This window comes from Nocardia bovistercoris (genome assembly GCF_015674855.1).
In the GTDB taxonomy this organism is placed as follows: Bacteria; Actinomycetota; Actinomycetes; order Mycobacteriales; family Mycobacteriaceae; genus Nocardia; species Nocardia bovistercoris.
The window spans coordinates 269,426-287,088 of the sequence record NZ_JADMLG010000010.1 but is presented as its reverse complement, the minus strand read 5'-3'; the positions used below and the strand labels follow the sequence as shown (position 1 = coordinate 287,088).

General features: G+C 69.8%; 8 protein-coding genes (1 of these 8 cut by a window edge). 1 reads left to right on the top strand and 7 read right to left on the bottom strand.

Annotated features, from left to right (window positions below):
• Positions 1-242 precede the first annotated feature (242 nt).
• From IT779_RS24110 to IT779_RS24095, 4 genes are all read right to left on the bottom strand, one after another.
• Positions 243-2,210 carry a caspase, EACC1-associated type gene (locus IT779_RS24110; RefSeq protein ID WP_196151671.1) on the bottom strand — a complete coding sequence of 656 codons (1,968 nt, stop codon included), beginning with the start codon at positions 2,208-2,210 and terminating at the stop codon, positions 243-245.
• A 155-nt stretch (positions 2,211-2,365) separates the two neighbouring features.
• Positions 2,366-2,659, bottom strand: a complete 294-nt coding sequence (locus tag IT779_RS24105) for a hypothetical protein (RefSeq protein WP_196151670.1) — start codon at positions 2,657-2,659, stop codon at positions 2,366-2,368.
• An 81-nt stretch (positions 2,660-2,740) separates the two neighbouring features.
• Entirely contained in the window at positions 2,741-3,652 is a 912-nt protein-coding gene (locus IT779_RS24100; protein ID WP_196151669.1) for an alpha/beta hydrolase, read from the bottom strand.
• A gap of 129 nt (positions 3,653-3,781) precedes the next feature.
• The gene (locus tag IT779_RS24095; RefSeq protein ID WP_196151668.1) at positions 3,782-4,597 is read right to left on the bottom strand and encodes a sigma 54 modulation/S30EA ribosomal C-terminal domain-containing protein; all 816 of its coding nucleotides are present in this window, start codon (positions 4,595-4,597) and stop codon (positions 3,782-3,784) included.
• A gap of 312 nt (positions 4,598-4,909) precedes the next feature.
• Between IT779_RS24095 and IT779_RS24090 the strand changes: the two genes are divergently transcribed.
• Positions 4,910-5,827 carry a universal stress protein gene (locus IT779_RS24090; protein ID WP_196151667.1) on the top strand — a complete coding sequence of 306 codons (918 nt, stop codon included), beginning with the start codon at positions 4,910-4,912 and terminating at the stop codon, positions 5,825-5,827.
• A gap of 24 nt (positions 5,828-5,851) precedes the next feature.
• Here IT779_RS24090 and IT779_RS24085 read toward each other — a convergent pair whose 3' ends face one another.
• The 3 genes from IT779_RS24085 to IT779_RS24075 form a co-directional block, all read right to left on the bottom strand.
• On the bottom strand, positions 5,852-6,829 hold the full coding sequence (locus tag IT779_RS24085; RefSeq protein WP_332838944.1) for a magnesium transporter: 978 nt from the start codon (positions 6,827-6,829) through the stop codon (positions 5,852-5,854).
• Between the two features lie 250 nt (positions 6,830-7,079).
• Entirely contained in the window at positions 7,080-7,478 is a 399-nt protein-coding gene (locus IT779_RS24080) for a DUF4870 domain-containing protein (protein ID WP_196151666.1), read from the bottom strand.
• Positions 7,479-7,554: 76 nt separating this feature from the next.
• A protein-coding gene (locus IT779_RS24075) for a non-ribosomal peptide synthase/polyketide synthase (RefSeq protein ID WP_196151665.1) crosses the window boundary here: on the bottom strand, positions 7,555-17,663 show its final stretch. 17,290 nt of this gene lie beyond the right edge of the window; 10,109 of the gene's 27,399 nt are visible here — the last part of the coding sequence; its start codon lies beyond the right edge, outside the window — the gene reads right to left on this strand; its stop codon occupies positions 7,555-7,557.

Here is a 17,663-nt window from a genome sequence, read left to right as displayed (position 1 = left end):
CTTTCTCTGCGGTAGAGATCCCCCGATCCGGGTGAACCCTTGTTTTCCTATTCCCTCGTGCACCCGACCGTTCGGTAGGGGCGAGGGAATCGGCACGCATGCGCCTTCGAGTCGACGGCGTGCCGCGCATCGAGTGTCGCGTTCCGCCGACCGACGCCGGGACCTCGACGTGTGAAACCATACGCGCGCGAACACATTCGACAAGTGAATCCACGAAATGTTCCCCATAACGTCTTCCACGGTCATACGCCACGCCACAGGCCCCTGAGCCACTCCGACGCGGACCTGTGCGAAATCGCCGTCGTCCCTTCGCCCGCTCGGCCCGATGGAATTCCGCGTTTGTCGGCGCCGACATCTCCGGCCATCGGACCGGGGAAGGCGTCGAGGAAATCCCGGAACTGCGCGACCGTCGGGTGGTCGGAACCCAGACCTTCTTCCAAGGGGTTCAATGCTTTCTCGAGCAGAGCGAATACTTCGGCGAGTTTTCGCGCGGCCCGGTGCGCTTCGGCGAGTTCATCGCCGGTGGCCGCGGTACCGGGATGGGTCGGACCGAGTACTCGCCGCCGTCGGTCCAGCGTGCTCTCGAACAGTCCGATGGCGTCGGCGACGCGTCCGGCCTGCCGATAGGCGACGGCGAGGTGATGGCTGGTGTTGAGCGTGACGGGGTCGTCGAGCCCGAAGACGCGCTCGCGGTCGCTCAGCGTCCGCTCGAACAACGCGATGGCTTCGGCGACCCGCCCGGCCTGCCGATAGGCGACCGCGAGATGGTCGTTGGCGTTGAGGAAACCGGGATCGCCGGGGCCGAACACACGCTCTCGGTCGCTCAGCGTCTGCTCGAACAGTTCGATGGCATCGCGGAACCGGCCCGCCTCTCGGTAGGCGACCGCGAGATGGACACTGGTCTCGAGCGTGTCCTTGTGGGCCGCGCCCAGTACGCGCCGCCGATCGGCGAGGGTCTCCTCGAATACGTCGATGGCGTCGGCGACCCGCCCCGCCGCGCTGTAGGCGCCCGCGAGGCCGTCACGGGTGGTCATGGTGTCGGGATGGTCTAGACCGAAGACGCGCCGCCCCCGTTCCAGCGTCTTCTCGTACAGTTCGATGGCATCGGTGACCCGCCCCATCTCCCGGTAGGCGACGGCGAGGTTGTGGCCGGTGGTCAGGGTATCGGGGTGCTCGGGGCCGAGGGCGCGCCGCCGCTGATCGAGCGTCGTCTCGTACAGTTCGACGGAGTCGGCGACCCGCCCGGCCGCGCTGTAGGCCCGAGCGAGATTGTCACCGGTGTCGAGAGTGTGCGGGTGGGTGGGACCGAGGACGCGCCGCCGCTGATCGAGCGTCACTTCGTACAGTTCGACGGAGTCCGCGACCCGCCCCGCCGCGCTGTAGGCCCGAGCGAGATTGTCACCGGTGTCGAGAGTATGGGCGTGCGCGGGACCGAGAACTCGCCGTTGTTGGTCGAAGGTTCTTTCGAGCACTTCGACGGTTCCTGGCGCGGGTGTGCGCGGAAACAGGACCAGGCGACCCGCATTGTTGACACTGCGACGTTGGGGTGGCGGATGTCCGTTGCGGTGGAGGTGATGCTCGATATCGACATAGAGCTCGTCGAGGGTGAGTCCCGGCGTGGTGATCGCCGAGGCGAGCAGCGCCGCGGTGAAGGCGGTATTCGGTTGCCCCGGTGGCGCATAGGAGGTTTCGTTGCGAGCGGATGAGGTGATGGTGTAGGTGCCCGCGACGTCGGCTTGACCGAGGATCACATCGGGTCCGTCGGAGAGGGCGTCGAAGGCACGGCCGGAGAAGCAACAGTCCAGGATCAGAATCCGCGTGGTGGCGGGGCTGTCCAGGATGGAATCGCGCAACACGGTGATCGGAAGAGCCGTGAAGCGAGTGCGATCCGGGTGGGTGCCCGGCAGCGCCAGGTGCAGGTGCCCGGAACTGTCGAGCAGGCCGTGGCCGGTGTAGTAGATCAGCAAGGTGTCGCGCGCTACCGCGGCGGCTTCGAGAATCTGGCCGATCTCATCGGTGTTCGCGGGATCGGTGACAGCCTGGCACCGCTCGGGATCGAAGGTGCCGCCGGAAGCGGTGAGCAACTGATGCAGGTCGTCGATGTTGTTGTCGACAGCGGGAATATGCGGCAGGCGGTCGTGATGCTGATAGGCGCCGACACCGATCAGAACCGCGCGGGAGTTCTCCCGGTCGGGGTGTCGGGGGTTCATCGCGGATCTTCGGTGGTATTCGGCATCACCGCAGTCCTCCCCTGCTGTTCCGAGTAAGCAAGCAGCGTAGCGGGCACCGCGCGCGGGAGCATCCATTGTCGCCCCTCGGCCGAACATCGATCAACCAGCGGGCGGACCGGCCGATCGAACCACGCTCACGGTCGGATGCGGCGCCGAGCCTTGTCGGGATCGATGTAGAGCCGAACACCCTTGTATACCACGGTATTCGGAGCATCGTCGTCGTCCGGGTCGCCCGAGTCCGCTGGATCGGGCAGTTCCGCGCGCTCCTCGACGACGATCTGAGCTCGCGCCGCCCCCGGATCGAACATCTCCTGGAACGGCCCGACGAACGCCCCTCCGAGGCCGCGGCTCTTCGCGCGAACAGCCGCCCACCCGAACAGCGCCAACGGCCCGATGGTGGCGATCAGAAATATAAGGTCCCCGCCCATGCCGACGAGCGTACCGACGAGATCCTTCGCCCGGTCGAGGAGAGCACGCCACCCTGCCGGACTTCTCGGCCACCGACAGGTTCACCGGGACGGCGCGTCCCGCATGCCGAACGCCGCGTCCCGCGCGTCGAGCCACGTCGTCATGGCGTCGAGTGCGAAGCGGAATCCGTTGAGCTGGTGTCGATTCAAGTATCCGTGCCAGGAATTCGACACCACCGTGCGCGACACGGGGACGCCCGCGGTCTCGAGTTCGGTGGCGAAGGTCTCCCCCGAGGCGCGCAGGGTGTCGTGGTCGGCGTCGAGGAGCAGCGTGGGCGGTAGACCGGTGAGGTCGCCGCCGCCGGGGAAGGCGCTGTCGAGCAGGTCGGGTCGGCCGACGTAGTTGAGGTTCATCCGGTGGACGGCGGGGCGGGACAGTTGGCGATAGCCCGCGAGGCCGCGCACGCTGTCGCGGACCGATGCCGATGGCGGCGGCAGTTCGGCGTGGTAGATGCCGTAGCACAGGACGAGTCCCGACACCGCGATCAGGCGTCGCGCGGCGGTGACGGCGAGGCAGGCGCCCGCGCTCGCGCCGCCGAGCACGATCCGCTCGGCGTGCTCGGCCAGGTCGCGGGCGGCGTCGACCACGTCGTCGAGCCCGGCGGGAAAGTGATTGACCGCGCCGGGGCGGCTCCAGGGGAAGCGGGGCGCGAGCCGGTAATCCACCGTGCGCACCGTGCGCCCGGATTCGGCGATCCGCGTGGCGACCATGTGGGATTCGGCCGTGTCCAGGTTGCCCCAGGCGAATCCGCCGCCGTGCAGCCACAGCAGTGCCGCGGCGTCCGCGCGGGCGGCTTCCGGGACGTAGTCGCGGACGGGTATCTCGCCCTGTCGTCCCCGCAGCGTGCGGTCGCGGGTGCGGACCGCGATCCGGTCGATCGCGTTCGCCGCGGCGGGAGCGCTGTTCGTGGGAATCGGCGAATCGTGATGTCCGAGCATGGGTTTGCCTGCCACTGGGGAGAACGTGTCAGCCCGGCAGCATACTCGTCGGTCCGCTGACCGTGATCATGTGCGGGCCGGTGCGGGCGCTCCCGGCGCCACGGTGTCCTCGACTCGCCGGGATGCGCCCGTCACTCGGGTTTCTCAGGGTCGGGTCGGGGGCGTGATGACGCCGTAGTCGCCGTCGTAGCGGTGGTAGAGGACGGTGCCTCGGCCGGTGGCGCGATCGTGGAAGAACACGAAGGGCATGCCGGTGGCCTCGAGCCGGACCACGGCGTCGTCGATGTCGAGGCTCGGGGCGGGCGTCGGGCTCATCGAGATCGGCAGCGCGCCGGTGGTGATCGCGCCGGGCCGCGGATCCACTTGCGCGAGACGGTATCCCGCGCCGTCAGTGCGGTAGAGCACGCTGTCGGCGCCGCTGCCCGCCTCGGTGAACAGGTGGAATCCGTAATCCATGAGCTCCATGTCGAAAGCGGCCTCGTCGCAGGTCTCACCGGCCAGCGCGTAGGACTTGCGGCGAATGATCCGGCGTTCCTGGGCCGAGTCGAGGACGCGAGGCAGGTCGCCGTGGTTCCACTCGTGGTTGTGCCTGCCGTGTCGCGACCCGTTGCGATGCCGCGCCAGCCGTTCCAGGCGCGTCTTCAAGCGGTCGGCGAGCCGATCGACGGCCTCCGCCGTGGTGGCCGCCGCGACCTGAACGCGCACCGCGCGGCCGTTGACGTCGACATTGATCTGCGCGACGACCGGCCGGGCCACCGCGGGATCGGCGTGGCCCGCGATCCGCACCCGCGCCCCGAGCACCGGCTCGTGCGCGTGCCGGAGCGCGGGGCCGAGCTTCGACCGCGCGTAGGTCGCCGCCGAGGCCGACACATGGTGTCCGGTCGACACTCGTAGCAGCGGCGAGACCTCGATCGATTCGGTCACCTCGCCCGCACGGACCTTCGTCCTCGATGCGCTCATTCCCGTTCCTTCCGTCGGAGCCGATCTCGCCGCACGGATGCCGACACCCGCGCCACCAGGGCACCTCCCCCCGCTCGGCGGAGACGATCACGGTGACCTGACCACCCCGATTCGATCAGCCCTTCGCCGCGGTGGACCAGGGACCGGAGTCCCGTGATATCGGGACGTTCGTAGTCCTCGATCAGGGAAAGCAGGCGCATCCGAAGAGGTCGCGAACCGCATCGGAATACCGGCCCCCTGGCCGGAAGTCCCTAATTATGGGGGCCTGTTCGGCACTATCGCGCGCCGGGCGACGGGCCTACCGTCGAATTTATGGCAGACAAGGATGTCGACGACCGGTGGCGCGGCGCTGCCGCGCCGATCGTGGTCGGGGTGACCGACGACGGCGCCTCGGATCCGGCCGTCTGCTGGGCTGCGAAGACCGCGGCGCGGCGCGGTCGCCGGTTGCGTCTCGTGCACGGACTCGACCTGGTCGCCGTGCACTCCGCACTCGGCGCCTACGACGTGATCGGCAAGGGGCCGACCGAACATCGCCGCGAGCGTGGCGTCCAAGCGCTCGCCGCCGCACGCCGACTCGCCAACGCCCTTGCCCCCGATCTCGCGATCGACCTCGAACTGTCGGAGGCGAATCCCGTTCGGCTGCTCACCGACGCATCGGACTCCGCGCACATGGTCGTGCTCGGCGCGACGAACGGTGTCGGCGGCGTCGGTCACCTCGGTTCGGTCCTGTTCGCCGTCACCGCGCACGGCCGAGGGTCGATCGTGGTCGTGCGCGACGCGGTAGCCGACGCGCGGGCGCGGCCGTACGGTCCGGTGGTGGTCGGCGTCGACGGCGGCGAGGCGAGCGCGGACGCGGTGGCCGTCGCCTTCGCCGAAGCGGACGCGCGCCGAGTGCCGCTGCTCGCCGTGCACAGTTGGAGCGACCTGCGTTTCGATTGCCCGGCGGTACTTCCCGACACGTTCGGCGGCGCGGATTTCACCTCGATCGGGCATCGGGTCGTCGCGGAGAGCCTCGCCGGATGGCCGGAGAAATATCCCGAGGTCGAGGTGATCCGGCGGATCTACCTGTCGAATCCACGCCGCCACCTGCGGCAGTGGTCGAAGACCGCGCAACTGCTCGTGGTGGGGAGTCGCGGTCGCGGCGGCATCACCGGACTGGTACTCGGCTCGACCAGCCTCTTCCTGGTCCAACGGGCCGATTGCCCCGTCATGGTCGTCCACCCGCACTGAATCCCGACACCGCGCTCGTGCGCGTCACCCCAGGATCGCCGTGCTCACCCACAGATAGATGAAGATCGAGATGAGATCCTGGAGCACGGTCGCCAGCGGACCCGAACCGAACGCGGGATCGACCCGCAGTCTCGAGAACGCCCACGGCAACGCCATCGCCACCGCCGCCGCGACCGAACACGCCGCGAGCAGCGACAGCGACACGGCGGCCGACACCGCGGCGTCGTGCCAGAACACCAGCGTGATCGGATACGCCGCGGCGGCGATCAGGACACCGATGAGCAGACCCGTCACCGACTCGCGCCACACGATGCGCCTGATCCCGACACCGACGGACAGACCGCGGATGACCAGCGCCTCGGTCTGGGTGCCGACCGCGTCGGCGAGGTAGACGATGCCGGGAATGAAGAAGGCGACAAGGACCTGCCGTTCCAACTGGGCCTGGAACGCGTCGACCACCCCCGCGGCCAGCATCGAACCCGCCAGACCGACCAACAGCCACGGCAGCCGATGCCACAACCTGCGCCGGACGGATTCCGTACTCGCCGAACGCGCCCCGGCGGTGGACTTCAGATAACCCGACAGCCGTGCGACGTCCTCGTCGTGTTCGGCGAGCAGCACCGACAGCAGCCGTTGCGGCGGTATCACCCCCATCCACCGCCGCTGGTCATCGATCACGGCCAGTCCGGGCTCGTCGTGGCCGAGCGCCGCCCAGACCGCGCGCTCCTGATCTTGATCTCCGACCACCGTCGGCGGATCGCGATCCATGATCTGCGCCATCGTCGCCGCGTCCTCGGCGGCGAGCAGCTTCTCGATCGTGAGCAGCCCGGCCAGCTCCGGCCCCTCGCAGATCGCGACCACCGCGACGCTGGCGAACCGGCGCCCGCGCATACGGGCCAGGACGGCGCCGACCGTGTCACCGGGTGCGGCAACCGGCACATCGGTGCACGCGTGTCCGCCCGCGGTCGTCGAAGGCTCACCGGAGGTGGCAGCAATTGTCACCACCGAAAGGTATCCCGGTGCTCCCGCGGCCGCGCAACACCCGAACGACCTCGATATCAGAGACTTCCGTCATTTCACGACCACAACCGGGTTGCCCGGGTTCGGCTCGAGAATTGCCGAGCCGGCCGCGGTGCCATCGCGTCCGACGATGCAGACGGACGCCGGCGGCCCGAGATCATCTCGGGCCGCCGGTCTTCGGACTTTCATACCTGGTCGCCGTCGGAAGCCGCCGGAGAGATCGAATACGCCGCTACCCGACGGAGGCCGCCAGCCGATCGGCGTAGGGGGCGACGAACTTCCCGACCAGAGGAAGCTCGACGCGAACACCGCTACTGCTGTTCGCCGCCACCATCGCCATGATCCACACGACCACCGCGAAGACCCCGAGCGCGAGGCCCGCGAGGCTGAAGACGATCCCGAGGGCGCCCAACAGCGAGCCGACGATACTGAGGACGATATTCAGCGCCGAGACCGCTCCGAAGAAGACGATCGATTGCGAGGCATGGAATTTCACATCGGGGTCGTGCTTGCCCACGAACAGGAAGACGATTCCGGTGACCCAGCCCAGTGCGTAGGACAGGACCGCGCTGGTCTTCTTGTCCGGGCCGGTGGACTGCGGGCGGTTGGCGGGAGATTGCGAAGATGTCATGGGACAAGTAGATGCCGCGCGCACCACCTACCGATCCCAAGTTTGCTCACGAGCCGCAGGTGGCCGTGTGCCTGCTTCACGACGGCAGTCGCGGTGGCGTCGGCGCGAGCGCGAGGACGGCGTTCAGGATCGTGCCTACCTCGGCGATCGCCGCGGGCAGGTCGAACTCGTCGTGGGTCGCGTCGACCACGTGCTCGCTGATCTCGCCGTCGATCGCGTCTGCCCACCGTGGCGCCAGTGGTCGCGCCACCGAGGACCCGTCCGCGGCGCGTCCCGCTCGGAAGACGACCGCGCGACCGCGATACCGGGATGAGCTGTGGTCGAGCAGCATTCGCCGGTTGTTCAGCATCACCGCGAGGACAGCCTGCGCGATCCGCCGGTATTCGGCAGATTCGACCAGCTCGCCGTAGCGAGTGGCCGCCCACACCCGCATGGCCGCGCTCACCTCGGCCGCCGATGGTTCGGCCTCGGGCGCCGTCGATCCAGCGGGCAGGCAATCGAGGAGTGCCAGCAGCGCGATATCGTGGCCCCGGCTCTGCAATTCGACGGCGATCGCGTGCGCGGCGGTACCGCCGAACGACCAGCCGAGCAGGTGGAACGGGCCGGTCGGCTGGGCGGTGAGAATTCGGTCGACGTAGTCGGCGACGAGTTCGGCCATCGACTCCGCCACCGGGGTCATGCCGTCGAGGCCGCGCGCCTGGATGCCGAAGACCGGGCGGTCGATCACGTGGTCGGCGAGTCCCTGGTAACACCAGCCGAGGCCGCCGCCCGGATGGACACACCACAGCGGCGCGCCGGATCCGCCCGCGCGGATCGGCAGGATGGGCGCGAACGGATCCGCGCCTTCGGCCGCCGCGTCATCCGACAGCCGCGGCGCCAATTCCGCGACGGTCGGCGCCTGGAAGATCGTGCGCACCGGTACCTCGACACCGAGCCGAGCGCGAATGGCGCCGACCAATCTGGTCGCCAGCAGGGAATGCCCGCCGAGCTGGAAGAAATCGTCGTCGATGCCGACCGACGCGGTACCCAGAACTTCGGAATACAGTGCCACCAAGGTCTTCTCGACATCGGTTCGGGGCGCTCTGTGCGTGCCGCCGACGAATTCCGGTGTCGGCAGGGCCCTTCGGTCGAGTTTGCCGTTCACCGTGAGCGGAAGCTCGTCGAGGATCACGATCGCGGCGGGCACCATGAATTCGGGGAGCCGACCGGCGAGGAACTCGCGGATCTCGGCGGTGCGGCGGCTCGCACCCGGATCGTTGACGTGATCGGCCGCCGTGCCGATCGTCGCGGCGGGCCGGTAGAGGTCGGTGCAGGCGGCGCCGTCGGCGACGGCGGCCAACACGATGTCCATCCGCCCCGGCGTGGGCGACGGTGTCACCGCGACTCGATAGCCCGTTCGCCTGCCCGCGTCGAGGCAGTCGTGCGGCCAGACGCCGGACTCGACCCGCACCGCGTTGCGCACCGCGGCGACGTCGGACCGTGCGTCGGCCGACCGGAGTGCCCGCGCGAGCGCGAGGTCGGGCATGATGCCCGCGTGCGGGACCCCGGTCACGCGCAGTCCCGGCCCGTCGAGCGTGGCGACTCGGGCGCGCAGACCGTCGATGCCGTCGAGTTCGCTCCACGCGACGCCGGGCAGGTCGGCGAGCGAGTGCACCGGTGTCGGCGTCTTGTGCAGGACGATGTCGTAGCGGTACCGACTCAGCTCGTTGTCGAACCCGCCGGATTTCAGTTGGATGTCGACGCCGCCGATCGCGTCGATCCGTGCGGCGGCGGCGACGAAGAACTCCGGCGCCGCCAACAGTTCCTGTTCCGCGGCGATCTCGCGGCGGACGCGGTCACGCACGACCGCGACGGTCTCGGTGTCGGCGGCCTCGGCCGACTGGACTCCGGTGGCGAATTCGCGCAGCAGCGCGTAGTTTCGCACGTCGCCGAGGAACAGGGCGCCGCCCGGCGCGAGCAGGCGCATCGCGTTCTCGATCACGTCGAGCAGGTAGCCGGGATTCGGGAAGTATTGGATCACCGAGTTCAGCACGATGGTGTCGAACCGGCTCCCGGGAAGACCGTCAACCACATCGGCGGGCTGCACCCGCAACCGGACCCGCCGCACCCAGTCCCGTGCGTGCTCGCGCAGGCGGGCGGTGAGGATCTCGATCGACGTGGCCGAGAAATCGGTGGCCCAGTACTCGGCACAGTCCGGGGCGAGCCGCGACAGCAGCAGCCCGGACCCCACACCGATCTCGAGAACCCGGTTCGGCCGCAGCGCCCGGATGCGGGCCACCGTCGCGGCCTGCCATTCGCGCATCTGCGCGGCGTCGATCGGCGCTCCGGTGTAGCTCGAGTTCCATCCGGAGAAGTCCGCGCCGAATTCGCCTGTGCCGGAATCACTCGCGTAGTGGCCCGCCCCCGAGGCGAGGTCGTGGTAGACCTGCCGCCACTGCCCGACCAATTCGTCCTCCAGCGCTCGATCGCGCCGCATCGCCGCCTCCGGATCGAGGACGGCGTAACCGACCAGCTGTTTCGCCGCACCGGCCGGATCGTCGCGGGCGATCACCGCCGCACGGGCCACGGCCGGATGCGCGGTGAGCGCCGCCTCGACCTCGCCCGGTTCGATCCGGAAACCGCGGACCTTGACCTGCTCGTCGGCGCGGCCGAGATACTCCAGCGCCGCGGCCCGCGTCCAGCGCACGAGGTCGCCGGTGCGGTACATCCTCGCCCCGTCCTCGCCGAACGGGTCGGCGACGAAACGGTCCGCGGTCGTCGTCGGTCCGCGCAGGTATCCGCGGGCCAGATGTGTTCCGGCAATGTATAACTCGCCGCCGACACCGATCGGCGCCGGACGCAGCGCCGCATCGAGCACCCGCACCTGCACGTTGTCCAGCGGCACGCCGATCGGGACACGGCCGTCGGCGGCGGGGCCGGACCAGCGGGTGGCGAAAGTCGTCGTCTCGGTCGGACCGTAGCCGTTCACGATCCTCGTCTCCGGGCAGGCGGCGTGGACTCTGCCGAGCGCGGCGGCCGGGAATTCCTCGCCGCCGACCCAGACCTCCTCGGCGCGGGCGAGCGCCTCGGGCGCGGTGTCGGCCAGTAGGCCGAACAGCGACGTGGTGAGGAACAATCCGGTCACACTTCCGACGGCGATCGTCGCACCGAGCCGGGCGAGGTCGACCGGTCCCGGCGCGGCAACCACCGCCGCGCCGCCGGACAGCAGCGGCACCCACAGTTCGTAGGTCGAGGCGTCGAACGCCGACGAGGAATGCACCGACACGCGCCGGTGCGCGCCGCCGCGCCAGCAGCGGTCGAGGGCGAGCGCCGCGACGGCTCGGTGGGTTGTCATGACTCCCTTCGGCCTGCCCGTCGAACCGGAGGTGTACATCACGTAGGCGAGTTGGTCGGGGTGGACGACGATTTCGGGATCGTGATCGAGGACATCGTCGTAGTCGAGTGCGTCCAGGTCGATCCGGGGGTGGGAGGTCGGCGCCAGGCTCGTCGCGCCCGCGGTGTCGGTGACGATCAGGTGCGGGTCGGCGTCGGCGAGCAGGTATCCGGTCCGTTCACTCGGGTAGTTCGGATCGACCGGCAGGTAGGCGGCGCCCGCTTTCAGCACCGCAAGTACCGTGACGACGAGTCGGGCCGAGCGCGGCAGACACACCGCGACAATCGTTTCCGTGCCGACGCCCGCGTCGTGTAGTATCCGCGCGAATCGGTTCGCGCGGCGGTTCAGCTCCCGGTAGGACAGCTCGGCGTCGACGGCGACGACCGCGACGGCGTCCGGGGTCAGCTCCGCCTGACGGGTGAACAGTTGCGGCAGTGACAGATTCGGCAGCGGCGTCGTCGTGGCGTTCCAGGTGCGCAGCACCAATTCACGCTCGGTGTGCTCGACCAGGTCGTGGCGACCGATGGACGCGGTCGCGTCCGCGGTGACGAGTTCGAGCAAGCGCGCGAACCGCGCCGCGGTCGTTTCCACGGTCGCCCGGTCGTACAGATCGGTCGCGTACTCGATCGATCCGATGATCGCCGGAGCGTCCCCGGCATCCGCACCGACCTGCTCACCGAGTTCGAAGAACAGGTCGAACTTCGCGGTGCCGGTCGGCACGGGCAGCGGCGTCAATCGCAGGTCAGGGACGTCGAGAGCGGGCGGTGTGGTGTTCTGCCAGGCGAACGACACCTGGAAGATCGGGTGGTGGGCGGTCGAGCGCTGTGGGTTGAGCAGTTCCACCAGCCGCTCGAACGGCGCGTCCTGATGCTCGTAGGCCCCGAGCGCCTTGTCCCGAACCATGGCGAGCACCTCGTCGAATGTCGGATCGCCGGACAGGTCGACCCGCAGCACCCAGGTGTTGACGAAGAAGCCGACCAGCTCCGTCATGGCCTCGTCGGTGCGTCCGGCGATCGGGTTGCCGATCGCGATGTCATCGCCCCCGCCGAGCTTGTGCAGGAGCACCGCCAATGCGGCCTGGAGCACCATCGACACCGTCACTCGACGCGTGCGCGCGAGTTCGGTGATCGCGGCGTACCGGGTGGCGTCGATCGTGATCGGGACACGGTCGCCGCGATTGCTCGCCACCGCGGGGCGGGACCGGTCGGTCGGCAGTGCGACGCACTCCGGGAGGTCGGCCAATTCCCCTCGCCAATAGTTCAATTGGGCCGAAAGCAGGCTCTCCGGATCGTCCTCCTCCCCGAGTATCCGACGCTGCCACAGCGTGTAGTCGGCGTACTGGACCGGAAGCGGGGCCCAACCGGGCTCGTCCCCGGCGTGCCGCGCGGCGTAGGCGATGGCCAGATCACGGATCAGCGGCGTGGTCGACCAGCCGTCACCGGCGATATGGTGCAGCACCACCGACAGCACGTGTTCCCCCGGCGCGCAGCGGAAGACCGTCGCCCGCAAAGGAATCTCGTGTGCCAGGTCGAATGGGTGGGCTGTCGCCCCGGCGACCGCCGAAGCCAGCTCTCGCGGTGCGACATCGACCAGCGGCGGATCGAAGTCGACCGAATCGGCGGGCAGTATCCGCTGATACGCGACACCGTCGTCGGCGCCGAAGATCGTGCGCAGGCTCTCGTGCCTGGCGATCACATCACCGAAAGCGGCGGTGAGGGCGACCATGTCGAGCGCACCGGTGACGCGCACCGCCAAGGGAATGTTGTAGGTCGCCGACGGGCCATCGTAGCGGTGGATGAACCACAGCCGAGATTGCGCGTAGGACAGCGGGATCCGTGTCGGTCGCGACTGCGGGGCCAAGGCTTCGCGCCGCGCCGTCGCCCGTGCCAGCGCCGCGGCCAACCCGGCCACGGTCGGGTGCGCGAAGACCGCACGGATGGGGATCTCGGCATCGAACCCGGCGCGAATCCGGCCGACCAGCTTGGTCGCCGTCAGCGAATGCCCGCCCAGATCGAAGAAGTCGTCATCGAGACCGACGCGGCCGACGCCGAGCACCTCGGCGAAGATCTCCGCCAGTCGCCGCTCCGGCTCGGTGTGCGGGGCACGGAACGGCGCGGACGCGAACACCGGCTCCGGCAGCGCCTTTCGATCGACCTTGCCCGCCTGCGACAACGGCAGCGCGTCCAGCACGGTGACGGCGGCGGGCACCATGAACGCGGGCAACCGCTCGGCCAGGGATCTCCGCAGCGCGGTCGGATCGATCGTATGCCCGGCCGCGGCGACCACATACGAGACGACCGACACCACACCGCCTGCGTCGGCGCGGCCCAGTGTCACCGCGAATCCGACCTCGTCGTGTGCTGTCAGCGCGGCATCGATCTCGCCCGTCTCGACTCGCGATCCCCGCACCTTGATCTGCAGATCGCCGCGCCCGAGAAACTCCAGCTGTCCCGTTGACCGCCTGCGCGCGATGTCGCCGGTCCGGTACATCCGCTGCCCGGTCTCGAACGGATCGGCGACGAACCGCCCTGCGGTGAGCACCGGCTGCCGGTGATAGCCGCGCGCGACCTGCACGCCCGCGAGATACAGTTCACCGGCGACGCCGACCGGGACGACGCGAAGTCTGTCGTCGAGGACATACGCCCGCGTGTTCCACACCGGAGATCCGATCGGAGCGACGTGGCCGACCTCGCCGTCCAGCGCCGCCTCGGTGGCGTGCACGGTGTATTCGGTGGGGCCGTAGAGATTGTGCACCCGCGTGCCGGGCAGCGCGGCGCGGGCGCGCACGACGGCGCCCACCGGCAGCTCCTCCCCCGCGGCCAGAATCGCACGCAGCGACGCACACCGGCCCGGCGCCAGTCCATCGACGAAGGCCGCGAGCATCGACGGCACGAACGACACCATCGTGACCCGATGTGCCTCGATGACGCGGACCAGGTACGCGGGATCGCGGTGACCGCCGTCGGCGGCCACGACCAGCCGTGCGCCGCGGATCAACGGGCACAACAGTTCCCATACCGACACATCGAAGGTGAACGGCGTCTTGAACAGCACCGCGTCCTCGGGCGAGACGGCGAACCTGTCCGACAGCCACGCCACCTGGTTGAGCACCGCCGCATGGCTGACGACCACGCCTTTGGGCACGCCGGTGGATCCGGAGGTGTAGATCACGTAGGCGGCGCCATCCGGCCGCGGCGGCGCGATCCGGTCGGCGTCGGTGATCCCGCTGTCATCGATGCCGCCATCGTCGCCGGTGACCGGATCGACAAGCGGGATCGTCGCGGGCACCGGCAGATCGGCCGACCCGATCACGCACACCGGCTCAGCGTCGGCCACGATTCGCTCGATGCGCTCCGGCGGATAACCCGGATCGATCGGCACGTAGCCACCACCGGCCTCGAGCACCGCGAGGACCGCGACCACCAGGTCGATCGAGCGCGGCAGCGCGACGGCCGTGAGCGACTCGGGACCGACGCCGAGCCCGATCAATCTGCGCGCCGATCGGTTCACCCGACTCGCCAGTTCCGCGTAGGTCAGCGCCGCGACGCCGTCGGTGATCGCCGTCGCGCCCGGCGTGCGCGCCACCTGGGCGGCGAACAGCGACATCACCGTGGCGTGCCGATCCACCGGCACGACCGCGCCGTCCCACCGCGGCAGCGAGCGCGCGCTCTCGGCGGGGTCGAGGATCACGACGTCCTGGACTCGCATCCGAGGATCGGCCACCACCGACTCCACCGCCCGCTCGAACCACCGGGCGATCCGCCGCACCGTGTCGGCGTCGAAAGCCGAGGGCAGGTACTGGAATCGGATGTTCAGCCGGTCGCCAGGGTGCACGATCAGCGACAGCGGATAGTGCGGCGAATCGTTCGAGCGCACCGCCCCGAGTGCGAGTCCGTCGATGGTGTCGGCCGCCGCGGCGACCGCGTCGCGATCCACCGGATAGGACTCGAACACGATCAGGGTGTCGAAGAGCGCGCCGAGGCCCGAGGCCCGCGCGATATCGGCGAGACCCAGGTGGTGATGGCCGAACAGGGCGGCCTGTTCGGCTTGCACCCGCGTCAACGCCGCGGCGACCGATTCGCCTGCGGCGCAGCGGATCCGGACCGGGATGGTGTTGATGAACAGCCCGACCATGGTTTCGACGCCGGGGACCTCGGGCGGCCGCCCGGACACCGTCGCGCCGAACAGCACATCGTCACGTCCGGCCATGCGCGACAACAGGATCGCCCAGACCAGTTGCATCACGGTATTGGTGGTGACGTCGAGCCGACCGGTAAGTCCGGACAGGCCCGCGGTCAGCTCGACGCTCAGCGCTAGGTCGATCTCGGCGACACGCGCGGTGATCTCGCGATGCGTCTGCCGCGGCGCGAGCATGGTCGGCTCGGCACCGGCGAGGGTGTCGGTCCATACCCGCGAGGAGGTCTCCCGATCCTGTCGGGCGAGCCAGCCGAGATAGGACCGGTACGGCGCGGGTGTCGGCAGCGCGTCGGCGCCCGCGGCATAGCTCACCAGTAGATCCCGCAGCACCACGGGCATCGACCAACCGTCGAGCAGCACATGGTGATACGACACCACCAACTTGGACGTCGTGTCGGTGAGGGTACACAGGACGAACCGGATCAGCGGCGCCGCGGTGAGGTCGAATCCGGTCCGCTGATCCTGTCGGAGGACCTCCGCGAGGCGAGCGGCGCGCTGTTCGGCGGCCACCGCCCGCAGATCCACCGCGCGCCACGGCGCCGTGACTCCGTCGAGGACGATCTGGACGGTGTCGCCCTCGGCGTCGGTGCCGAAGGCGACCCGCAGGTTCGGGTACCGGTCGAGCACCGTCTGGGCCGCCGCGCGCAGCCGCGCGCCGTGCACCCGCCCCGACAGGTCGAGCACCACCTGGACCGCGTACACGTCGACCGAGGTCAGGGCCAGCATGGCGTGGAACAGCAGGCCGGACTGCAACGGCGTGAGCGGCCACACGTCGGCGATCGCGCCGTAGCGCCGCTCCCAGGCGTCGATGTCGTGCTGACGGACGCGAACGAGTCCGAAGTCCGCGGGCGTGTGCCCGCCCGCGTCGGGGCGACGAACGTGGCGGGACAACGCCGACAACACCGTGACCCACAGTTCGGCGAGTTCGGCGACCTCGGAGCGGGACAGCACGCCGGTCGGATAGGCGAAGGATCCGCGCAACACCGGTCCCACGGGCTGGTCGGCGACTATGGCGTTGATGTCGATCACCCGGTTCGCCGGCATGTCCGCGTCGACGCTCGCCGACACCTCGCCGAGGTCGTCGGCGGGCAACCACGCGCCGCCTCCGGCGCTCACCTCGTCGGCGCCGAGCCTGCCGAGATAGTTGAAACTCACCTGGGCGCGGTCGCGCTCGGCCAACGCGGCGCGCGTCTCGTCGGCGAGGTAGCGCAGCAGTCCGAAGCCGATTCCGCGCCCCGGCACCGCGAGCAGCTGTTCCTTGACCGCCTTCACCGCCGCGCCGAGCGCGTCGCCGCCCGCCATGGCGTCATCGATGTCGATGCCGTCCAGCCGCAGCCGCACCGGGAAAGCGGTGGTGAACCACCCCACGGTGCGCGACAGGTCGGCGCCCTCGACCAGGTCCTCCTCGCGGCCGTGACCTTCCAGTTGCACCAGTGCGCTCGTTTCGGCGACGCCGCGGCGCGCGCGCCATGCCGTCAGAGCGAGGGCGAGAGCCGCGAGCAGTCCATCGTTGACGCCGCCGTGGAACCGGCCGGGCACGGTCGTGAGCAGCGCCGCGGTCACCTCAGCGGGCACGACCACCTCCACGTGCTCGACCGTGGCGGCCACGTCGACGGCGGCATCGAACGGGCGGGCGCCGAGCAACGGATCCGGTCCGTCCAGCTCGTGCAGCCACCGGGTCGATTCGGCGGCCAGGTCCGGTCGGCGCGCGCACTCGGCGAGTGCGTGCGCCCAGCGGCGCATCGAGGTGCCGACCGGAGCGAGAGCGGGTCGTCGCCCCGCCGACCGGTCGGACCACGCCTTCATCAGATCCGGCACCAGGATTCGCCACGACACCCCGTCCACCACCAGGTGGTGCGCCACGATCAGCAGCCGCCCGCCGATATCGGGTCCGCGATCGAACCACACGAACCGCAGCACACTGCCGAGGGTCGGATCCAGGAGGTCGACGGCCTCATCGAGAGCCCGCCCGGCGGCCACGTCGAGAGCCCGCCCAGCGGGCGCGTCGAGACCCCGCCCAGCGGGCGCGTCGAGACCCCGCCCAGCGGGCGCGTCGTGAACTTGCCCGGCGGGCGCGTGCTCCGCCGACGGGACGTGCCGCACCAGCATGTCGACGTCCACCGATCCCGGCGGCGGCACCTCGATCGACGTGGCGCCGTCGCGGTGGATCAACCGGGCTCGGCGCATGTCGTGGTGATCCACCACGGCCGACAGCGTCGCGACCAGTGCGGCCCGGTCGATGCCAAGCGGCAGTTCGAGGGTCAGCGACTGATGGATTCGGCGGAACCCACCGCCGCGCTCGGTCATCCACCGCACGATGGGGGTCAGCGGGAACACTCCGACGCCGCCGCCCGGCAACTCGGGCAGCCGCCGCACGGCGTCGTCGCCCGTGGTCGCGGCGGCGGCCAGCGCCGCGACCGTTCGGTGTTCGAAGACCTGTCGCGGTGCGAACACCAGCCCTCGGGTCTTCGCCCTCGACACCAGCTGGATCGACATGATGCTGTCGCCGCCGAGCGCGAAGAAGCTGTCGTGCACGCCGACCTGCCGCAGGCCGAGCACTTCGGCATACACCTCGGCCAGAATTCGCTCGGCCTCGGTCCGCGCGGTCCGCGCGT

Bases quoted from the DNA above. Each gene is read 5' to 3' on its own strand.
- IT779_RS24095 (WP_196151668.1), bottom strand. From the start codon at position 4,597: ATGAGCGCATCGAGGACGAAGGTCCGTGCGGGCGAGGTGACCGAATCG.
- IT779_RS24090 (WP_196151667.1), top strand. From the start codon at position 4,910: ATGGCAGACAAGGATGTCGACGACCGGTGGCGCGGCGCTGCCGCGCCG.
- IT779_RS24110 (WP_196151671.1), bottom strand. From the start codon at position 2,210: ATGAACCCCCGACACCCCGACCGGGAGAACTCCCGCGCGGTTCTGATC.
- IT779_RS24105 (WP_196151670.1), bottom strand. From the start codon at position 2,659: ATGGGCGGGGACCTTATATTTCTGATCGCCACCATCGGGCCGTTGGCG.
- IT779_RS24080 (WP_196151666.1), bottom strand. From the start codon at position 7,478: ATGACATCTTCGCAATCTCCCGCCAACCGCCCGCAGTCCACCGGCCCG.